Origin of the sequence: Pseudoalteromonas rubra, from assembly GCF_005886805.2 — a bacterium.
GTDB lineage: Bacteria > Pseudomonadota > Gammaproteobacteria > Enterobacterales > Alteromonadaceae > Pseudoalteromonas > Pseudoalteromonas rubra_D.
This window is the reverse complement of record NZ_CP045429.1, coordinates 3,645,865-3,665,249: the sequence shown is the minus strand read 5'-3', so window position 1 is coordinate 3,665,249 and position 19,385 is coordinate 3,645,865. Positions and strand designations below refer to the sequence as shown.

The window sequence follows — 19,385 nt, the reverse complement described above, 5'->3', positions numbered from 1 at the left end:
TGTAGGGTAAGGAATACTATTATGGCTAACAGAACATCCGATGTTTCACCTTTATCACCTGAACATGAGCTGTTATTTACGAGAATTTTAGAAAGTAAAGGTATTTTTATAGGTGCAGGTACTCAGCTTCAATCAAGTCGGGGTACAAATAACTTAGCGCTGTCTTTTTCTCAACAGAGAATGTGGTTTATCGACCAGTTAAACCCTATGTCGAGTGCTTATAATATATCTCAAGTTTTCTATATTAAAGGTGAGCTAGATATTGCTGCGTTGAACAAAAGTCTAAATTGCGTAGTTGAGCGACATCATATTTTAAGAACACATTATTCAGAATTTAATGGTGAACCATATCAAAAGGTTGCTGACTTTTCAGGGTTTAAACTAAAGCAAAAAAGTGCAGAGAATATCCCGCTTGAGTTGAGAGAAGAAGAGTTAAGGCGTCAGGTAGAGAAAGAAACAAATCAGCCTTTTGATATTAGTAGCGGGCCAGTTATTAGGGCAACGCTTACACAGTTTAAAGAGAACGAATATGTACTGCATATAGTAATTCATCATATTGCTGTTGATCAGTGGTCTCTGGACTTAATTGGTCGTGAGATCGGCACGCTGTATGGCGCATTTATAGCTGGAAAGGAGAGTCCATTAGAAGACTTGCGCTATCAATATGCAGATTACGCACAATGGGAACAAAAAACGGTGAATCAGCAATATTTAGCTGAGAGTCTCAATTATTGGAAACATAAGTTAAGCGACCCACCCGAGAAGTTATCACTGGGCCGTGACTTTGAGCCACCGACAAACAGAACTCGTAGAAGTGCGAACGTCTCTTGTGTACTTCCAATTGAAATAGACAATAGAGTTACAACGTTAAGCCAGCAGACAAATGCAACTCCATTTGTTGTCTACCTTGCATGTTTTAAAGCAATACTGTCTTTAATTAGTAAAAAACACGACATTATAGTTGGAACGCCAGTAAATAACCGAAGAGAAGAAGCCCTGGAAAATGTCGTAGGTTTTTTTGTTAATACACTGGTTTTACGCAGCTCTGTTGACTCTAGTGCAACGTTCCATGCGCTAATTGACAGTGTCAATGACTCTGTGCTTTCGGCTATTTCACATCAAGACTTACCTTTTGAACAATTGATCAATGAACTAGATATTCAACGTACTGACGACGAAATACCGTTGGTAAATGTAATGTTTATTTCTATTCCTTCTCAACAAGAAGCGTTCTCACTGCATGGGCTTGAAGTTGAAGAGGTTGATCATTCTTTATCGACAACAAAGTTTGATCTGGTTTTGCAAGTGGAGGCTAGAGATTTTGGAGTCGTTGTTAGTATTCAATATGATGCAGAGTTGTTTTGTGAAGCAACAGTGCAGTCTATATTGGCAAGGTACAGCTCACTGCTTTCGGAAGTATTATGGCAAGACGAGGCTTCTTTGACCCAGTGTTGGAATAATGTGGAGGAAAAAGGAGCAGGATCACATTATGACAATGCTGAGAAAGTGGCAGAACTTCTTAGCTCAACAACTGAGAAAATCAGTGAAATAAGGCAAAGTTTGGGGGGCGCTCACTTGCGTGGCGATGAAATCGCTGAAATAGAAAAATGTTTGGATGCGAGTGAGTTACTAAATGATGTTCAAGTTATTCCTGCAAGTATTGAGAGCCGTAAAAGCCTGGTTGCTTATTTTGTATTAAGCCATGGAACTGGCTATTCAGATGATGAAGCTATCCCGTTATTAAGAGAGCATCTAGAGCGAAGGATCCCTCATCATATGATACCGGCGGTGTTTGTAGGAGTGAGTCAACAGTGGCTCGATCAAAGCCGCAAAGACAAAGGGAAAACTGAAGCGACTTTGGACTTGTCAGGTTTAGCGACAGTTTGCACCTTTGCAGCCCCAAGGTGTGCCGTGGAGCGTCAGATTCAAGCGTTGTGGCAAAGTAAACTCCAGCTTGAACGGATCAGTATTTATGATGATTTCTTTGCACTGAAAGGTGACTCTTTGCTGGCGATGCAAATTGTCAGTGAGATAAGCCAGTGTTTTGATGCTGATTTGAATATGAGCCACTTTTTCATTGAGCCCACGATTGCCGGAGTCAGTGCGGCGGTTAAAAGTGCGGGCAGAGATAGTGAGCGTCCCCCGGTCGACAGCACTGACACCGCTTCTTTGCTCTCTTTTTCTGAACAACGTCTGGCTCTGGTGGATGCGCTGGATGGGGGGAGTCCTCATTACAACTTATCTGAGCTATTTGAAGTACAGGGCACATTAGACCTGGACGTTGCAGCGGCAGCTTTTGAAACCATCATTGCCCGACATGAGTCGCTACGTACGGTGTTTATTGCTCAAGCTGATTCGGAAGGGTTTTACAGACACGTTAACGACGTGCCCAACTTTACGCTGACATATGTGGACTTGAGCGCCTTATCAGCACAGCAGCAACAGCGAGAAATAACACAACGTCTTCAGCACAGTGCACATCAGGTCTTCGACTTAGCACACGATGTCATGCTGCGAGCGTGTTACCTCCACCTGGGGGATGAGCGTGGTATGTTAATGTACCAGGTACATCATATTGTCAGTGATGGCTGGTCTTTAGAGCTATTACAACAGGAGTTTGCTGCGCATTACCAGGCCATCAGTAACGGGAATACGCAGTTTGCACCGCTGCAGACACAGTACCGAGATTACGCTTGCTGGCAACGGCAGCGCTTTACAGGGGAGGTGTTGGCATCTCAACTCTCGTATTGGGAACACAAGCTTGCAGGTGCCCCCCCTGTGCATACGTTACCGTTGGCGAAAAGTCGTGGTCAACAACTGGGTTATCAGGGTGCCAGCCATCGTTTTAATTTAGATAATGAATGGCATGAACGCTTAAATGCCTGCGCAAATAACAACGATGTGACCTTGTTTATGCTGTTACATGGGGCGTTTTGTTTATTCTTATCCCGTTATAGTCATAGCCAGGACATCGTTGTGGGTACCCCTGTGGCCAACCGCCCGCGTCAGCAATTTACCGATTTAATTGGCTTTTTCGTCAATACCTTGGTGTTGCGTGTTGAGTTTTCAGAAGCGCTGACAGTGCGGGATTACCTGACTTTGGTGAAGGCCGTGAATGTCGAGGCGATGGCGCACCAGGATATCCCGTTTGATTTATTAGTGGAGCGCTTGAACCCTGAGCGCAGCAATGCCCATGCGCCATTGTTTCAAATCATGTTGAGTATGAATGTGGCGAGGCCAGAGCGTGTGGAGCTGGGTGATGCGACCTTAGTACAGCGTAAAGGGCATACGGCTTATGCGATGTATGAGCTGGCGTTGAATATTACCGAGACGCCTCGTGGGCTTGAATTTGAGTTTGAGTATAACGACGCCTTGTTTGAGCAGGGCACCATTGAAGCGATGGCGCAGCACTTCATGGCATTAACAAAAGCGATGGTGGTATCAGAAACCGCGCCACTCAGTGCACTGGCGATGTTATCAGAGGATGAGACGCATTACTTAGTCAATACCCTGAATGCGGGCGCAAGCCTCGATGCACCAACTCTCACTGTGGATGCGCTGATTGAAGCACAAGCAAGTAAAACCCCGGATGCCACGGCGCTGATATATGGTGAGCAAACACTGAGCTATGCTGATTTCAATCAACAGGCAGGGCAGCTGGCAGCATACCTGGTTGAGCAAGGAGTTGGCCCAGAGACCATCATTGGTGTGTGCCTTGAAAGCTCACCACAGATGTTAATTGCGCTGTTTGCCGTCCTGAAGGCGGGGGGGACGTATGTCCCACTTGACCCCAATTATCCGCAGGAACGACTGAATTACATTGTTGCCGATAGTGGCATCACTCACGTCATCACCCAGCAAGGTTATGTGGGCTTTTTTACGAACCTTCAGGCAATCGTCCTGGACGAGTTAACACAGCAGCAGGCGTTAGCGTCCTATGTGCCGTTGGAAGCGGGATATGCCGGTCATGATCTCAGTCGCAGTGCTTACATTATTTATACTTCAGGCTCGACGGGGCAACCAAAAGGTGTGGTGATCGAGCATGGCTCAGCAGCCAATTTATTGGCCGCAATGCACGACAAACTGCCCATAGAAAGCGGTCAGACCTGGCTTTTATTGGCCAGTGTTGCATTTGATATAGCGTTCTTTGAATGGGCAGGGTGCTTAACCAGCGGGGGGCGCTGCGTTATCGCCAGTGAAGCCGAGAAGATGGACGCGGTCTTGATCAATGAGCTGCTTTGTCGCCATGACATTGATCTGATGCAGGCGACGCCATCGCGATGGAAGCAGCTGCTGGCCACACAGTGGCGAGGTAAAACGGATTTAGTGGCACTGACGGCCGGAGAAGCGTTAACGGAGGACTTATTGAAGCAGTTCATGGCGCATCCTATTTCGCTGTGGAATTGCTATGGTCCGACAGAGTGCACCATTTACTCGTTGGTAAAGGAGATGAATACCCGAAATGCGGGGGAGGCCATCACGTTAGGGCGAGGGCTTGCGAACTATGCACATTATATTTGTGATGGCGAGCAGCGGCTGGTGCCATTTGGGGCAGAAGGAGAGCTTTACATTGGTGGCGCAGGTTTGGCGAGCGGGTATTTAGGCAAGGCAGAGCTGACAGCGACGCGCTTTATTGATAACCCTTTTAGTGATGAAGCAGGCAGCCGAATATATCGTACAGGAGATTTGGTTAGGTACGATGAGCGGGGAGAACTCATTTACATTGGACGGGCAGATAACCAGGTTAAATATCGCGGTTATCGCATTGAGCTGGGGGAGATTGAGCACCACTTAAAACGCCATGCTCAGGTCAATTCAGCGGTGGTTTTACTGGATAACAGTGAGGCAGAGACGCCGAAACTGGTGGCGTTTTTAACACGCAGCGAAGGGGTTGCGCAGGACAACGCAGAGGTCATCGTAGCGCTTCGAAAAGCATTGGCAGCGGCAGTGCCTCATTACATGATGCCGCAGACACTGACGTTTATAGATGAGATGCCGCTTACACCCAATGGCAAAGTGGATAGTCATGCACTGCTGGCGTTAACTGGCGCGGTTGACCGCTCGGTTTTCACTGCCCCAAGGTGTGATGTCGAGCGTCAGATTCAAGCGTTGTGGCAAAGTAAGCTCCAGCTTGATCGGATCAGTATTTATGATGATTTCTTTGCACTGAAAGGTCACTCTTTGCTGGCGATGCAAATTGTCAGTGAGATAAGCCAGTGTTTTGATGCTGATTTGAATATGAGCCACTTTTTCATTGAGCCCACGATTGCCGGAGTCAGTGCGGCGGTTAAAAGTGCGGGCAGAGATAGTGAGCGTCCCCCGGTCGACAGCACTGACACCGCTTCTTTGCTCTCTTTTTCTGAACAACGTCTGGCTCTGGTGGATGCGCTGGATGGGGGGAGTCCTCATTACAACTTATCTGAGCTATTTGAAGTACAGGGCACATTAGACCTGGACGTTGCAGCGGCAGCTTTTGAAACCATCATTGCCCGACATGAGTCGCTACGTACGGTGTTTATTGCTCAAGCTGATTCGGAAGGGTTTTACAGACACGTTAACGACGTGCCCAACTTTACGCTGACATATGTGGACTTGAGCGCCTTATCAGCACAGCAGCAACAGCGAGAAATAACACAACGTCTTCAGCACAGTGCACATCAGGTCTTCGACTTAGCACACGATGTCATGCTGCGAGCGTGTTACCTCCACCTGGGGGATGAGCGTGGTATGTTAATGTACCAGGTACATCATATTGTCAGTGATGGCTGGTCTTTAGAGCTATTACAACAGGAGTTTGCTGCGCATTACCAGGCCATCAGTAACGGGAATACGCAGTTTGCACCGCTGCAGACACAGTACCGAGATTACGCTTGCTGGCAACGGCAGCGCTTTACAGGGGAGGTGTTGGCATCTCAACTCTCGTATTGGGAACACAAGCTTGCAGGTGCCCCCCCTGTGCATACGTTACCGTTGGCGAAAAGTCGTGGTCAACAACTGGGTTATCAGGGTGCCAGCCATCGTTTTAATTTAGATAATGAATGGCATGAACGCTTAAATGCCTGCGCAAACAACAACGATGTGACCTTGTTTATGCTGTTACATGGGGCGTTTTGTTTATTCTTATCCCGTTATAGTCATAGCCAGGACATCGTTGTGGGTACCCCGGTGGCCAACCGTCCGCGTCAGCAATTTACCGATTTAATTGGTTTTTTCGTCAATACCTTGGTGTTGCGTGTTGAGTTTTCAGAAGCGCTGACAGTGCGGGATTACCTGGCTTTGGTGAAGGCCGTGAATGTCGAGGCGATGGCGCACCAGGATATCCCGTTTGATTTATTAGTGGAGCGCTTGAACCCTGAGCGCAGTAATGCCCATGCGCCATTGTTTCAAATCATGCTGAGTATGAATGTGGCGAGGCCAGAGCGTGTGGAGCTGGGTGATGCGACCTTAGTACAGCGTAAAGGACATACGGCTTATGCGATGTATGAGCTGGCGTTGAATATTACCGAGACGCCTCGTGGGCTTGAATTTGAGTTTGAGTATAACGACGCCTTGTTTGAGCAGGGCACCATTGAAGCGATGGCGCAGCACTTCATGGCATTAACAAAAGCGATGGTGGTATCAGAAACCGCGCCACTCAGTGCACTGGCGATGTTATCAGAGGATGAGACGCATTACTTAGTCAATACCCTGAATGCGGGCGCAAGCCTCGATGCACCAACTCTCACTGTGGATGCGCTGATTGAAGCACAAGCAAGTAAAACCCCGGATGCCACGGCGCTGATATATGGTGAGCAAACACTGAGCTATGCTGATTTCAATCAACAGGCAGGGCAGCTGGCAGCATACCTGGTTGAGCAAGGAGTTGGCCCAGAGACCATCATTGGTGTGTGCCTTGAAAGCTCACCACAGATGTTAATTGCGCTGTTTGCCGTCCTGAAGGCGGGGGGGACGTATGTCCCACTTGACCCCAATTATCCGCAGGAACGACTGAATTACATTGTTGCCGATAGTGGCATCACTCACGTCATCACCCAGCAAGGTTATGTGGGCTTTTTTACGAACCTTCAGGCAATCGTCCTGGACGAGTTAACACAGCAGCAGGCGTTAGCGTCCTATGTGCCGTTGGAAGCGGGATATGCCGGTCATGATCTCAGTCGCAGTGCTTACATTATTTATACTTCAGGCTCGACGGGGCAACCAAAAGGTGTGGTGATCGAGCATGGCTCAGCAGCCAATTTATTGGCCGCAATGCACGACAAACTGCCCATAGAAAGCGGTCAGACCTGGCTTTTATTGGCCAGTGTTGCATTTGATATAGCGTTCTTTGAATGGGCAGGGTGCTTAACCAGCGGGGGGCGCTGCGTTATCGCCAGTGAAGCCGAGAAGATGGACGCGGTCTTGATCAATGAGCTGCTTTGTCGCCATGACATTGATCTGATGCAGGCGACGCCATCGCGATGGAAGCAGCTGCTGGCCACACAGTGGCGAGGTAAAACGGATTTAGTGGCACTGACGGCCGGAGAAGCGTTAACGGAGGACTTATTGAAGCAGTTCATGGCGCATCCTATTTCGCTGTGGAATTGCTATGGTCCGACAGAGTGCACCATTTACTCGTTGGTAAAGGAGATGAATACCCGAAATGCGGGGGAGGCCATCACGTTAGGGCGAGGGCTTGCGAACTATGCACATTATATTTGTGATGGCGAGCAGCGGCTGGTGCCATTTGGGGCAGAAGGAGAGCTTTACATTGGTGGCGCAGGTTTGGCGAGCGGGTATTTAGGCAAGGCAGAGCTGACAGCGACGCGCTTTATTGATAACCCTTTTAGTGATGAAGCAGGCAGCCGAATATATCGTACAGGGGATTTGGTTAGGTACGATGAGCGGGGAGAAATCATCTACATTGGGCGGGCAGATAACCAGGTTAAATATCGCGGTTATCGCATTGAGCTGGGGGAGATTGAGTACCACTTAAAACGTCATGCTCAGGTCAATTCAGCGGTGGTTTTACTGGATAACAGTGAGGCAGAGACGCCGAAACTGGTGGCGTTTTTAACACGCAGCGAAGGGGTTGCGCAGGACAACGCAGAGGTCATCGTAGCGCTTCGAAAAGCATTGGCAGCGGCAGTGCCTCATTACATGATGCCGCAGACACTGACGTTTATAGATGAGATGCCGCTTACACCCAATGGCAAAGTGGATAGTCATGCACTGCTGGCGTTAACTGGCGCGGTTGACCGCTCGGTTTTCACTGCCCCAAGGTGTGATGTCGAGCGTCAGATTCAAGCGTTGTGGCAAAGTAAGCTCCAGCTTGATCGGATCAGTATTTATGATGATTTCTTTGCACTGAAAGGTCACTCTTTGCTGGCGATGCAAATTGTCAGTGAGATAAGCCAGTGTTTTGATGCTGATTTGAATATGAGCCACTTTTTCATTGAGCCCACGATTGCCGGAGTCAGTGCGGCGGTTAAAAGTGCGGGCAGAGATAGTGAGCGTCCCCCGGTCGACAGCACTGACACCGCTTCTTTGCTCTCTTTTTCTGAACAACGTCTGGCTCTGGTGGATGCGCTGGATGGGGGGAGTCCTCATTACAACTTATCTGAGCTATTTGAAGTACAGGGCACATTAGACCTGGACGTTGCAGCGGCAGCTTTTGAAACCATCATTGCCCGACATGAGTCGCTACGTACGGTGTTTATTGCTCAAGCTGATTCGGAAGGGTTTTACAGACACGTTAACGACGTGCCCAACTTTACGCTGACATATGTGGACTTGAGCGCCTTATCAGCACAGCAGCAACAGCGAGAAATAACACAACGTCTTCAGCACAGTGCACATCAGGTCTTCGACTTAGCACACGATGTCATGCTGCGAGCGTGTTACCTCCACCTGGGGGATGAGCGTGGTATGTTAATGTACCAGGTACATCATATTGTCAGTGATGGCTGGTCTTTAGAGCTATTACAACAGGAGTTTGCTGCGCATTACCAGGCCATCAGTAACGGGAATACGCAGTTTGCACCGCTGCAGACACAGTACCGAGATTACGCTTGCTGGCAACGGCAGCGCTTTACAGGGGAGGTGTTGGCATCTCAACTCTCGTATTGGGAACACAAGCTTGCAGGTGCCCCCCCTGTGCATACGTTACCGTTGGCGAAAAGTCGTGGTCAACAACTGGGTTATCAGGGTGCCAGCCATCGTTTTAATTTAGATAATGAATGGCATGAACGCTTAAATGCCTGCGCAAACAACAACGATGTGACCTTGTTTATGCTGTTACATGGGGCGTTTTGTTTATTCTTATCCCGTTATAGTCATAGCCAGGACATCGTTGTGGGTACCCCGGTGGCCAACCGTCCGCGTCAGCAATTTACCGATTTAATTGGTTTTTTCGTCAATACCTTGGTGTTGCGTGTTGAGTTTTCAGAAGCGCTGACAGTGCGGGATTACCTGGCTTTGGTGAAGGCCGTGAATGTCGAGGCGATGGCGCACCAGGATATCCCGTTTGATTTATTAGTGGAGCGCTTGAACCCTGAGCGCAGTAATGCCCATGCGCCATTGTTTCAAATCATGCTGAGTATGAATGTGGCGAGGCCAGAGCGTGTGGAGCTGGGTGATGCGACCTTAGTACAGCGTAAAGGACATACGGCTTATGCGATGTATGAGCTGGCGTTGAATATTACCGAGACGCCTCGTGGGCTTGAATTTGAGTTTGAGTATAACGACGCCTTGTTTGAGCAGGGCACCATTGAAGCGATGGCGCAGCACTTCATGGCATTAACAAAAGCGATGGTGGTATCAGAAACCGCGCCACTCAGTGCACTGGCGATGTTATCAGAGGATGAGACGCATTACTTAGTCAATACCCTGAATGCGGGCGCAAGCCTCGATGCACCAACTCTCACTGTGGATGCGCTGATTGAAGCACAAGCAAGTAAAACCCCGGATGCCACGGCGCTGATATATGGTGAGCAAACACTGAGCTATGCTGATTTCAATCAACAGGCAGGGCAGCTGGCAGCATACCTGGTTGAGCAAGGAGTTGGCCCAGAGACCATCATTGGTGTGTGCCTTGAAAGCTCACCACAGATGTTAATTGCGCTGTTTGCCGTCCTGAAGGCGGGGGGGACGTATGTCCCACTTGACCCCAATTATCCGCAGGAACGACTGAATTACATTGTTGCCGATAGTGGCATCACTCACGTCATCACCCAGCAAGGTTATGTGGGCTTTTTTACGAACCTTCAGGCAATCGTCCTGGACGAGTTAACACAGCAGCAGGCGTTAGCGTCCTATGTGCCGTTGGAAGCGGGATATGCCGGTCATGATCTCAGTCGCAGTGCTTACATTATTTATACTTCAGGCTCGACGGGGCAACCAAAAGGTGTGGTGATCGAGCATGGCTCAGCAGCCAATTTATTGGCCGCAATGCACGACAAACTGCCCATAGAAAGCGGTCAGACCTGGCTTTTATTGGCCAGTGTTGCATTTGATATAGCGTTCTTTGAATGGGCAGGGTGCTTAACCAGCGGGGGGCGCTGCGTTATCGCCAGTGAAGCCGAGAAGATGGACGCGGTCTTGATCAATGAGCTGCTTTGTCGCCATGACATTGATCTGATGCAGGCGACGCCATCGCGATGGAAGCAGCTGCTGGCCACACAGTGGCGAGGTAAAACGGATTTAGTGGCACTGACGGCCGGAGAAGCGTTAACGGAGGACTTATTGAAGCAGTTCATGGCGCATCCTATTTCGCTGTGGAATTGCTATGGTCCGACAGAGTGCACCATTTACTCGTTGGTAAAGGAGATGAATACCCGAAATGCGGGGGAGGCCATCACGTTAGGGCGAGGGCTTGCGAACTATGCACATTATATTTGTGATGGCGAGCAGCGGCTGGTGCCATTTGGGGCAGAAGGAGAGCTTTACATTGGTGGCGCAGGTTTGGCGAGCGGGTATTTAGGCAAGGCAGAGCTGACAGCGACGCGCTTTATTGATAACCCTTTTAGTGGTGAAGCAGGCAGCCGAATATATCGTACAGGGGATTTGGTTAGGTACGATGAGTGGGGAGAACTCATTTACATTGGACGGGCAGATAACCAGGTTAAATATCGCGGTTATCGCATTGAGCTGGGGGAGATTGAGTACCACTTAAAACGCCATGCTCAGGTCAATTCAGCGGTGGTTTTACTGGATAACAGTGAGGCAGAGACGCCGAAACTGGTGGCGTTTTTAACACGCAGCGAAGGGGTTGCGCAGGACAACGCAGAGGTCATCGTAGCGCTTCGAAAAGCATTGGCAGCGGCAGTGCCTCATTACATGATGCCGCAGACACTGACGTTTATAGATGAGATGCCGCTTACACCCAATGGCAAAGTGGATAGTCATGCACTATTGAGATTGACAAAGTCTAATGAAGACGAAGTCGAGAACACCGCGCAAACTTCAGCACAAATTCTAATTTCAAATATCTGGCGACAAGTGCTCCATTTAGATCACCTAAGTATAAATGACAACTTTTTCGCACTAGGTGGGCACTCGGTGCTTGCAGTTCGAATTCTATCGAAAGTACAAAGTGTCTTTAAATGTAATATCACTTTACGTCAATTTTTTATCGAACCCAATGTATTGGGATTAACTAATTTAATCGAAGATTGCCTAGGTGGCAGCGAGATTGTTAATGACATTGCATGGGTATACGACTTGGTTGCGGACTTACCTTTAGAGGAAGTTATGTTGCTGCTTGAGGAGCAGGATGATGATTTTTAGATGCCTATTCTGAACGAGAACAACTTAAAAATGGAAGCTAAATAGTCATTCACTTTTATATTGAGAGAAAAAATAATGACAATAGAAAGACAGAAATTACTGGAACTAACACTTGCAAAAAAAGGTATCGCATTACCTAAAAAAACAACTATCAAGGTGCGAGAGAACAAGCCTTACTATGCTCAATCTGATGCACAGAAAAGGCTTTGGCTTATAGATCGTTTAGATCCAGGTAACGCAACATATAACATGCCTTTTGCAATCCGGATCAAGAGCAAACTTGATTTTAATGTTCTTGAGGAGAGCATTAATAAGGTGGTAATGCGCCATGAAATCTTACGCACTCACTTCGATGAGGTAGATGGAGAGCCTGTACAAATAATTCAGTCAGAGCTTGACGTTAAAGTTGATTTATTTGATCTGTTGGATTCAGATGCGTCAAGTATTGATTCAGAAATTGAGGCAATTGTTGATAGAGAAGCACAAAAACCGTTTGATTTACGTACTGGACCACTGCTTCGTATTTCTATTATCAATATCAGTGAAGATGACTTTGTTCTCTTTATTGCTATTCATCACATTATTGGTGATGCATGGTCATTCAAAGTACTAATCGATGAGTTGATTTCGATTTACGAGCATGCCTTAGAAGGTTCTGAAGCACCGTTAAAAAAACTAACTATACAATACGCTGACTTTTCAGAGTGGATAAAAGACAGTGTTTCATCCGAGCAACTAGAGGGGCAGATTGAGTTTTGGAAGTCTTACTTAGATAGTGCTCCTAATTCACTGACCTTACCAGTAGATTATCATCGTCATGGCGCACTTACTCAGGCAGGAGCAAGTATTGCTATCAATATCCCTTTTGATGTTGCGGATAATGTTAAAAAGATAGCTAGCGAATATAATGCTTCTGCATTTATGGTGTATTTCACAGCATTTAATGCCTTAATGTCTAGATACAGCGGCAGCACAGATATAGTTGTGGGTACCCCAGTATCCAGTCGGACCAGGGAAGAGTTACAACCACTTATTGGCCTGTTTATCAATACTTTGCCACTAAGAACGGATCTGTCTGGTGACCCCAGCTTTTCCGAATTACTATCAAGAGTAAGAGAATCAAATTTAGCTGCTTTTGCTAACCAGGAGTTGCCATTTGACCGTTTAGTTGATGAAGTTGGTATTGAACGGCGATCTGGTAAGACCCCACTGATTAACACTATGTTCTCTTTTAGTGAAGATTCAGCCAGCGTTGATGAAAGGATTCATTACATTCCAACTGAGGTAAGGACATCTAAGTTCGACCTTAGCATAGACGTAGTACAAAAAGCAGATTCGGTCCAAATTGCGGTTGAATATAGTACCGAGCTATTTGATGCTCCAACAATTCAGCGTTTATTAAATCATTATCAAAGAGTATTAATTGAAGGGATAGCGTCTCCAGATTCACTTGTCTCTCAGTTATCTTTAATGAGCGATGAAGAAGTTCAAGATATCATTTCTGATTGGAGTCAGGGGAAGGTGGTAGAAATCCCTGCCGGAAATGAATTTCAAAGGTTTGAACAGCAAGTTCAAGAAAGACCGGATGCTGTTGCGGTAGTCGATAGCTCTGGATCAAGTAGTTATCAGGCGCTAGCTGATAAGGTTGACAATATCTCGAAGCTGTTGCAGCAGCAAAATGTAACAACAGGAGATGTCATTGCTGTTTGTATGGAGAGCTCTTCAGATCTAATCGCCAGCATGCTTGCTATAACAAAATCTGGTGCTGCTTTCCTATTGATGGATATTAATAGTCCAAAAGAGCGACTGTCATACATTCTTAAAGATGCAAATGCCAAGGTTGTTTTAAGTACACAGCAGTATACGTCTTTATGTTCGGACTTTGCTCACGTGATAGATGTGGCAATAACAGCTAGCACGGATTTGAAAGCTCGACCGCCAGTTTCTTTAGACCCTGAAGCTATTGCATACGTTGTATATACTTCGGGCTCTACAGGAAAACCAAAAGGTGTTGAGATATCTCACAAGGCGTTGAGTAATTTAGTGCACTGGCAACAAGAACAGTTCAAGATCACAGAAAATGACCGAAGTACTCAATTAGCTGGAGTATCGTTTGATGCAGTAATTTTAGAAACTTGGGCTTATTTTACCCAAGGAGCAAGTATCTATATTGCTGATGCTGATATCAAAAGGTCGCCTTCTTTGTTAGTCAAGTGGCTACAAGACAATGAAATCACCATTGCATTTGTACCGACGCCGTTAGTGAGTTCGATATTGGACGCAACGTGGCCATCTGATACGCCTCTAAAGTCAGTATTAACCGGCGGTGATACGCTGCACCATCTGCCAACACCGAAAACACCTTTCAAACTGTATAACTTATATGGTCCGTCGGAAAATACGGTCGTAACGAGCTACAAAGAGCTTAGCCATTATATGAGCAAAGCGATGAAACCACCAATCGGAAAGCCTATAAATAATGTAAGAGCTTTGGTGTTAGACAAACATTTACAGGTTGTTCCCCCCGGTGTTATTGGTGACCTGTATGTTGGCGGTGTTGGCTTAACGGCTCAGTTTAGAAATCAACCGGAACTTTCAAAAACTCAGTTTGAGTCGATATCACTCCCAGGGGAAGGCGAAAAAGTTAGGTTATATAAAACAGGAGATAAAGTAAGGTTACTTGATAATGGAGATATAGACTTCATTGGAAGGGTTGATCATCAAGTTAGCCTTAGAGGGTACCGCATAGAATTAGCTGAAGTAGAAGCTGCTCTGTATGAATATAACGCCATATCAAAAGCAGTGGTGATAACTGATACATCATCGAATGGTGAAACAAAATTAGTCGCATTTATTGAATTTTTAGCTGGCAATAAAAAAACAGCTCAAGAAGTAAGAGCGTTTTTACAAACTCGTTTACCAGCATTTATGCTCCCGGCTCAATTTGTATTTTTAGATAGTATTCCTCTGACAAATAATGGAAAGATTGATCGTAATGCATTGGTTATTCCAAAAGAAGTCTCGACTGATGCTGAGTTGATACATGCTTCGACACCAACAGAAGAAATTATCGCTTCAATCTGGGGTGACGTTTTAGGTATTACGGAAGTTGGAATTCACGATAACTTCTTTTCATTGGGCGGGCACTCATTACTGGTTACAAAAGTGGTTTCCCGAATTGAAGGTGTGCTAAAGACTGAGTTACCTGTGAAAAGTCTATTTGACGAGCCAACGATAGCAGCTTTGGCTAAAGGGGTTGATAACAAGCGTTGGGATGAAAATAAAGCAGCTTCATCACCTATCGTCGTACTACAAGATTCAGAAAGAGAGAATATAACACCGTCTTTCTCACAACAAAGACTGTTATTTTTAGAGCAACTCGATCCTAATACACCGACCTACAATGTGCCCGGTGCCTATCGCCTTAGTGGTAACCTGGACGTAGCTGCGCTGCAGTATGCGTTTGATCAATTGATACAGCGTCATGAAATTCTTCGTACTACATTCAGTATTGACCAACAGCATAACGTTTTTCAGGTTATTTCTGCGGCAAAACCAGCAATAATCGTGCAGACCAACTTGGACACGATTACTGATGAACAAAAAGAATCGCACCTAAAAACATTCTTAAATGAAGAGTCACAACAGCCTTTTAATCTTATTACAGGCCCCTTATTTAGAATAAATCTAGTGCGGTATTCTCAAACAGAACATGTGTTGCTTTTCAATATTCACCATATCATTACAGACGGTTGGTCAATGGGAATTCTGTTTGATGAATTATCTGAATTTTATCGCGCCTACATTGAGCAGCGCCCCAGCCTGCTAAAAAGCATCAGTGTTCAGTATGGTGATTTCTCAGTTTGGCAAATGCAAAGGCTTCGCTTTGGTTTTCTTATACAGCTTCGTCAATACTGGTTACAACAACTCAAAGATGCGCCCAAAGAGATAAACTTGCCGACTGATAGACCAAGAAGGCCGAACCAGAGCTTGGATGGAGACGTAGTTGAGTTTCATATCAATGAAACATGCACTGCGAAACTAAAATCAATTGCGGTTAAAAATAATGCCACTATGTTTATGGTGTTAATGGGTGCTTTCAAAATACTGCTTAGTAAATATAGTGGGCAAAATGATATTGTTGTTGGAACGCCTGTTGCGAACCGAAATCAAGAAGAGCTGGAAAATATCATAGGCTTTTTTGTCAATATGCTACCAATGCGCACAGATTTAGAGGGCGACCCGACGTTTAATGAGTTAGTGGTGCGTGTTAGGGATATGGCGATAGGTGCATATGAGCATCAGGATCTGCCTTTTGCTCAATTAGTCCAGTTAGTTAGTCCAGATCACCGCTGGCATCGCTCACCTATTTTTCAAGTGATGTTTGTTTTACAGAATGCTCCTACCGGAGACATAGAGTTGCCTGGATTACGTTTAAGCACAGTTGCGCTTGAAAACAAAACCTCAAAAGTCGATTTAACTCTTGTTATGCATGAAGATAATGGGGGCCTTAATGCTGCATTTGAATATAACGTAGATCTGTTCGACAGAATTACAATCAAGCGTATGGTGTCACACTTTGAAAATCTGCTGCATAACTTAGTGGAGGATATAGACAAGCCTATCTCTAAAGTGTCACTACTGACGCCAGATGAATATGAGCAGATCATAAATATTTGGGGTAAAGGAGAAGTAGTCCAGCCATCTGCGGAGGATGTTTGTTGTTTATTTGAACAGCAAGCCCTGCAGAGTCCCGACTCAATAGCCTTGGTTGAAGATCATAAGATGATGACTTATCGTCAAGTTGATGAGCGTTCAAACCAATTAGCTAATTACTTCAGTAGCAAAAAAATTGGTTCCGGAGATATCGTCGCGATCGCATTGAACCGCTCTATGGATATGATCGTGAGCTTTATTGCAACTTTAAAGGTAGGGGCTGCGTTCTTACCTTTAGATATTAAGAATCCAAAAGCCCGAATAAAACACATAATAGATAACTCAAATTCTAGTGTGGTGGTAACTAAATCGGAATTTAATGATCTGTTACCTGATGACATATCGCAGGTTATTCATTTAGATATCGCCGAAGAAGAAATAACGGCTCATTCTAATATCGCACCGGCCCGTAAAATAGACATGAATAGCTTGGTCTATGTTATTTCGACTTCAGGCTCTACTGGCAATCCTAAAAATGTTTCGGTGCAGCATAAGGCACTGATGAACCTTGTGAATTGGCAAAAAAGAGAGTTTAAAGTTACATCTAAGGACCGAGCTTCTCAAATAGCAGGTGCCTCATTTGATGCGTCTATGCTCGAGATATGGGTTTATCTAATATCTGGAGCAAGCGTATATATTTTGAGTGATGAAGTTACAAAATCTCCGAACGATTTAATTGATGCATTGACACAGAGCGAGATTACGATCGCTCAAATGGCGACACCTCTCACCGAAGCTTGCCTTAATGAAGAATGGCCAGAGACACCTGAACTAAGAGCGGTAATTACAGGTGGCGCAGCACTCACAAAAGCGCCTTCAGCAAGTGCATCATTTAAGCTTTATAATGTATACGGGCCAGCTGAAAATACTGTCGCTACAACTTTCACGGTAGTCCCTTCAATTGAAGAATCTCAAGAAACACCATCCATTGGTTCCCCAATCGATGGCGTCCAAGTCTATGTATTAGATAGTGCTCTGTCTCCGGTGCCGGTAGGTGTTGTTGGTGAGCTTTATATTGGCGGCATGAACCTTTCCCAAGGCTACATAAATGCGCTAGAAGAAACAGAGCAGCGATTTATAGCCAGCCCCTTCAACGATCAAGAAAAGCTCTACCACTCGGGAGACCTCGTCAGATACCGCAAGAATGGCGAGCTCGAGTTTTTGGGCCGTATGGATGACCAAATTAGCATTAGAGGTTTCCGTGTCGAGCTTGGAGAAGTAGCAAAAGCAATTAATAACCTGAATGAGGTTCAGCAAACTTTTATTCAAACACAAGAAGTATCTCAAAATCAGCATATTATTGCTTATGTTGTTTTAAGTGAGTCTGCGGAGTTAACAGAAAGCGAACTATTAGAAGCGCTAAAACAAGTAATTCCTGTTTATATGTTACCAAGTGCGATCGTTTTCATGGATGAGTTACCGAAAAATGTCAATGGCAAGGTGGATAAATCTAAGTTACCACTACCTAGTGCTGAGCGTTTTGATGACGAGGCTTCAATTATTCCAATCAACGATGGATTTGAGCAGGAGCTAGCTGAAATATGGGGAAGACTTCTTAACTACAAAGTAACCTCTATGGGTGATGACTTCTTTAAGCGTGGTGGTCATTCAATCTTAGCTATGACCTTAAAATCTGAAATTCGAATGAAATTTGGCGTTAACGTAAATTTGGTCAATTTATTTGAAGATGCAACACTGAAAAACTTAGCAACTTCAATTAAAACATCTGAAGATAAAGTTGTTGAAGGTGAGCAGTATTTTGGTGACGTGGAATTGGCCGAAGTTAAAGAGGAAAAAGGGGTCCTTGAAAAGATCTTGGGGATGTTTACTAAACGCAGGAAAGATAAGGGAGATGATGACAGGTTATTACCTAAAGTTGATGAGCTTAATGCAGGAAAGTCGCTCGTCACATTCCAGTCAAAGGGCGGTCTATCGCCTCTATTTTGTATTCACCCAGTTTCTGGTGAAGTAACCGCATATGTTGAGCTCGCACGTCGATTGGGACAGGATAGGCCCATTTATGGACTGCAATTGCCAAGCAATTTAAATGGTGGTGAAAGTCGAACAATTGAACTGCTAGCGGCACATTATGCATACGCCATAAAGTCATTAAACCAACATCAGCCAGTAAACCTGATGGGTTGGTCTATGGGTGGAGTGATTGCATTTGAGGTTGCTCAGCAGTTAGAAAAAATGGGAGTGAGTGTACAAAGTCTGAACTTAATTGATAGCTACCCATATGATCATGAGATAAAAGATAATGATTTAAACGAGGCTAGTTTATTTGGCAGTTTTGTCCGTGAGGTATCGATATTAAACGAAGGGACTGATGATTTTGCTTGGGAAAGTGAGAACGATACTGTTGATGATAATGAAATAGAAGGGGCGCTTAAGAAACTACAATCGTCCAACACTTTATCAATGGACCTTGATTTAAATGAGTTTAGAAAACGCTGGCTTAACTATAGGGCAAATACTCAAGCTTTGAGTCAATATCATCCAAAACCTTATCAAGGTAAGTTAAGTTTGATAATGGCATCAGAAGAAGTCAATGAGGATGAGTCTAGTCCGTTGAAGCATTGGGCTAAGTTCTCCACGGGAGGCATGACTATCGATGTGGTACCTGCGGATCACTATACGATTTTAAAAGGGGCAAGTTTAAAATTGATTTCTGATAAATTAATTAATTCAATGTCAATTTAAAAAATAAGCTGCCAAGTATGTTCTTAATGTGCATACGAGAACTTAGATAAGTATTGATTATGTTAATTATATAATTGAAATTAATGCAATAGTGTGGATCTTGCCTTTAGATAGTCGTTAATTATCTTTAGGCGAGTGCTGTTTTTTTGATGATTTTGAAGCGTGATAAAGGTATGGTAAATAAATTGCTTCAATAGGTTATA

General features: G+C 45.2%; 2 protein-coding genes. Both read left to right on the top strand.

Annotation, left to right across the window (positions count from 1 at the left end):
* Positions 1–21 precede the first annotated feature (21 nt).
* On the top strand, positions 22–11,763 hold the full coding sequence (locus CWC22_RS15855; protein ID WP_195879830.1) for a non-ribosomal peptide synthetase: 11,742 nt from the start codon (positions 22–24) through the stop codon (positions 11,761–11,763).
* 75 nt (positions 11,764–11,838) lie between these two features.
* Positions 11,839–19,182 (top strand): amino acid adenylation domain-containing protein, encoded by a 7,344-nt coding sequence (locus tag CWC22_RS15850; protein WP_138538527.1) that lies wholly within the window; start codon positions 11,839–11,841, stop codon positions 19,180–19,182.
* Positions 19,183–19,385 lie beyond the last annotated feature (203 nt).

Bases quoted from the DNA above. Each gene is read 5' to 3' on its own strand.
- CWC22_RS15855 (WP_195879830.1), top strand. From the start codon at position 22: ATGGCTAACAGAACATCCGATGTTTCACCTTTATCACCTGAACATGAG.
- CWC22_RS15850 (WP_138538527.1), top strand. From the start codon at position 11,839: ATGACAATAGAAAGACAGAAATTACTGGAACTAACACTTGCAAAAAAA.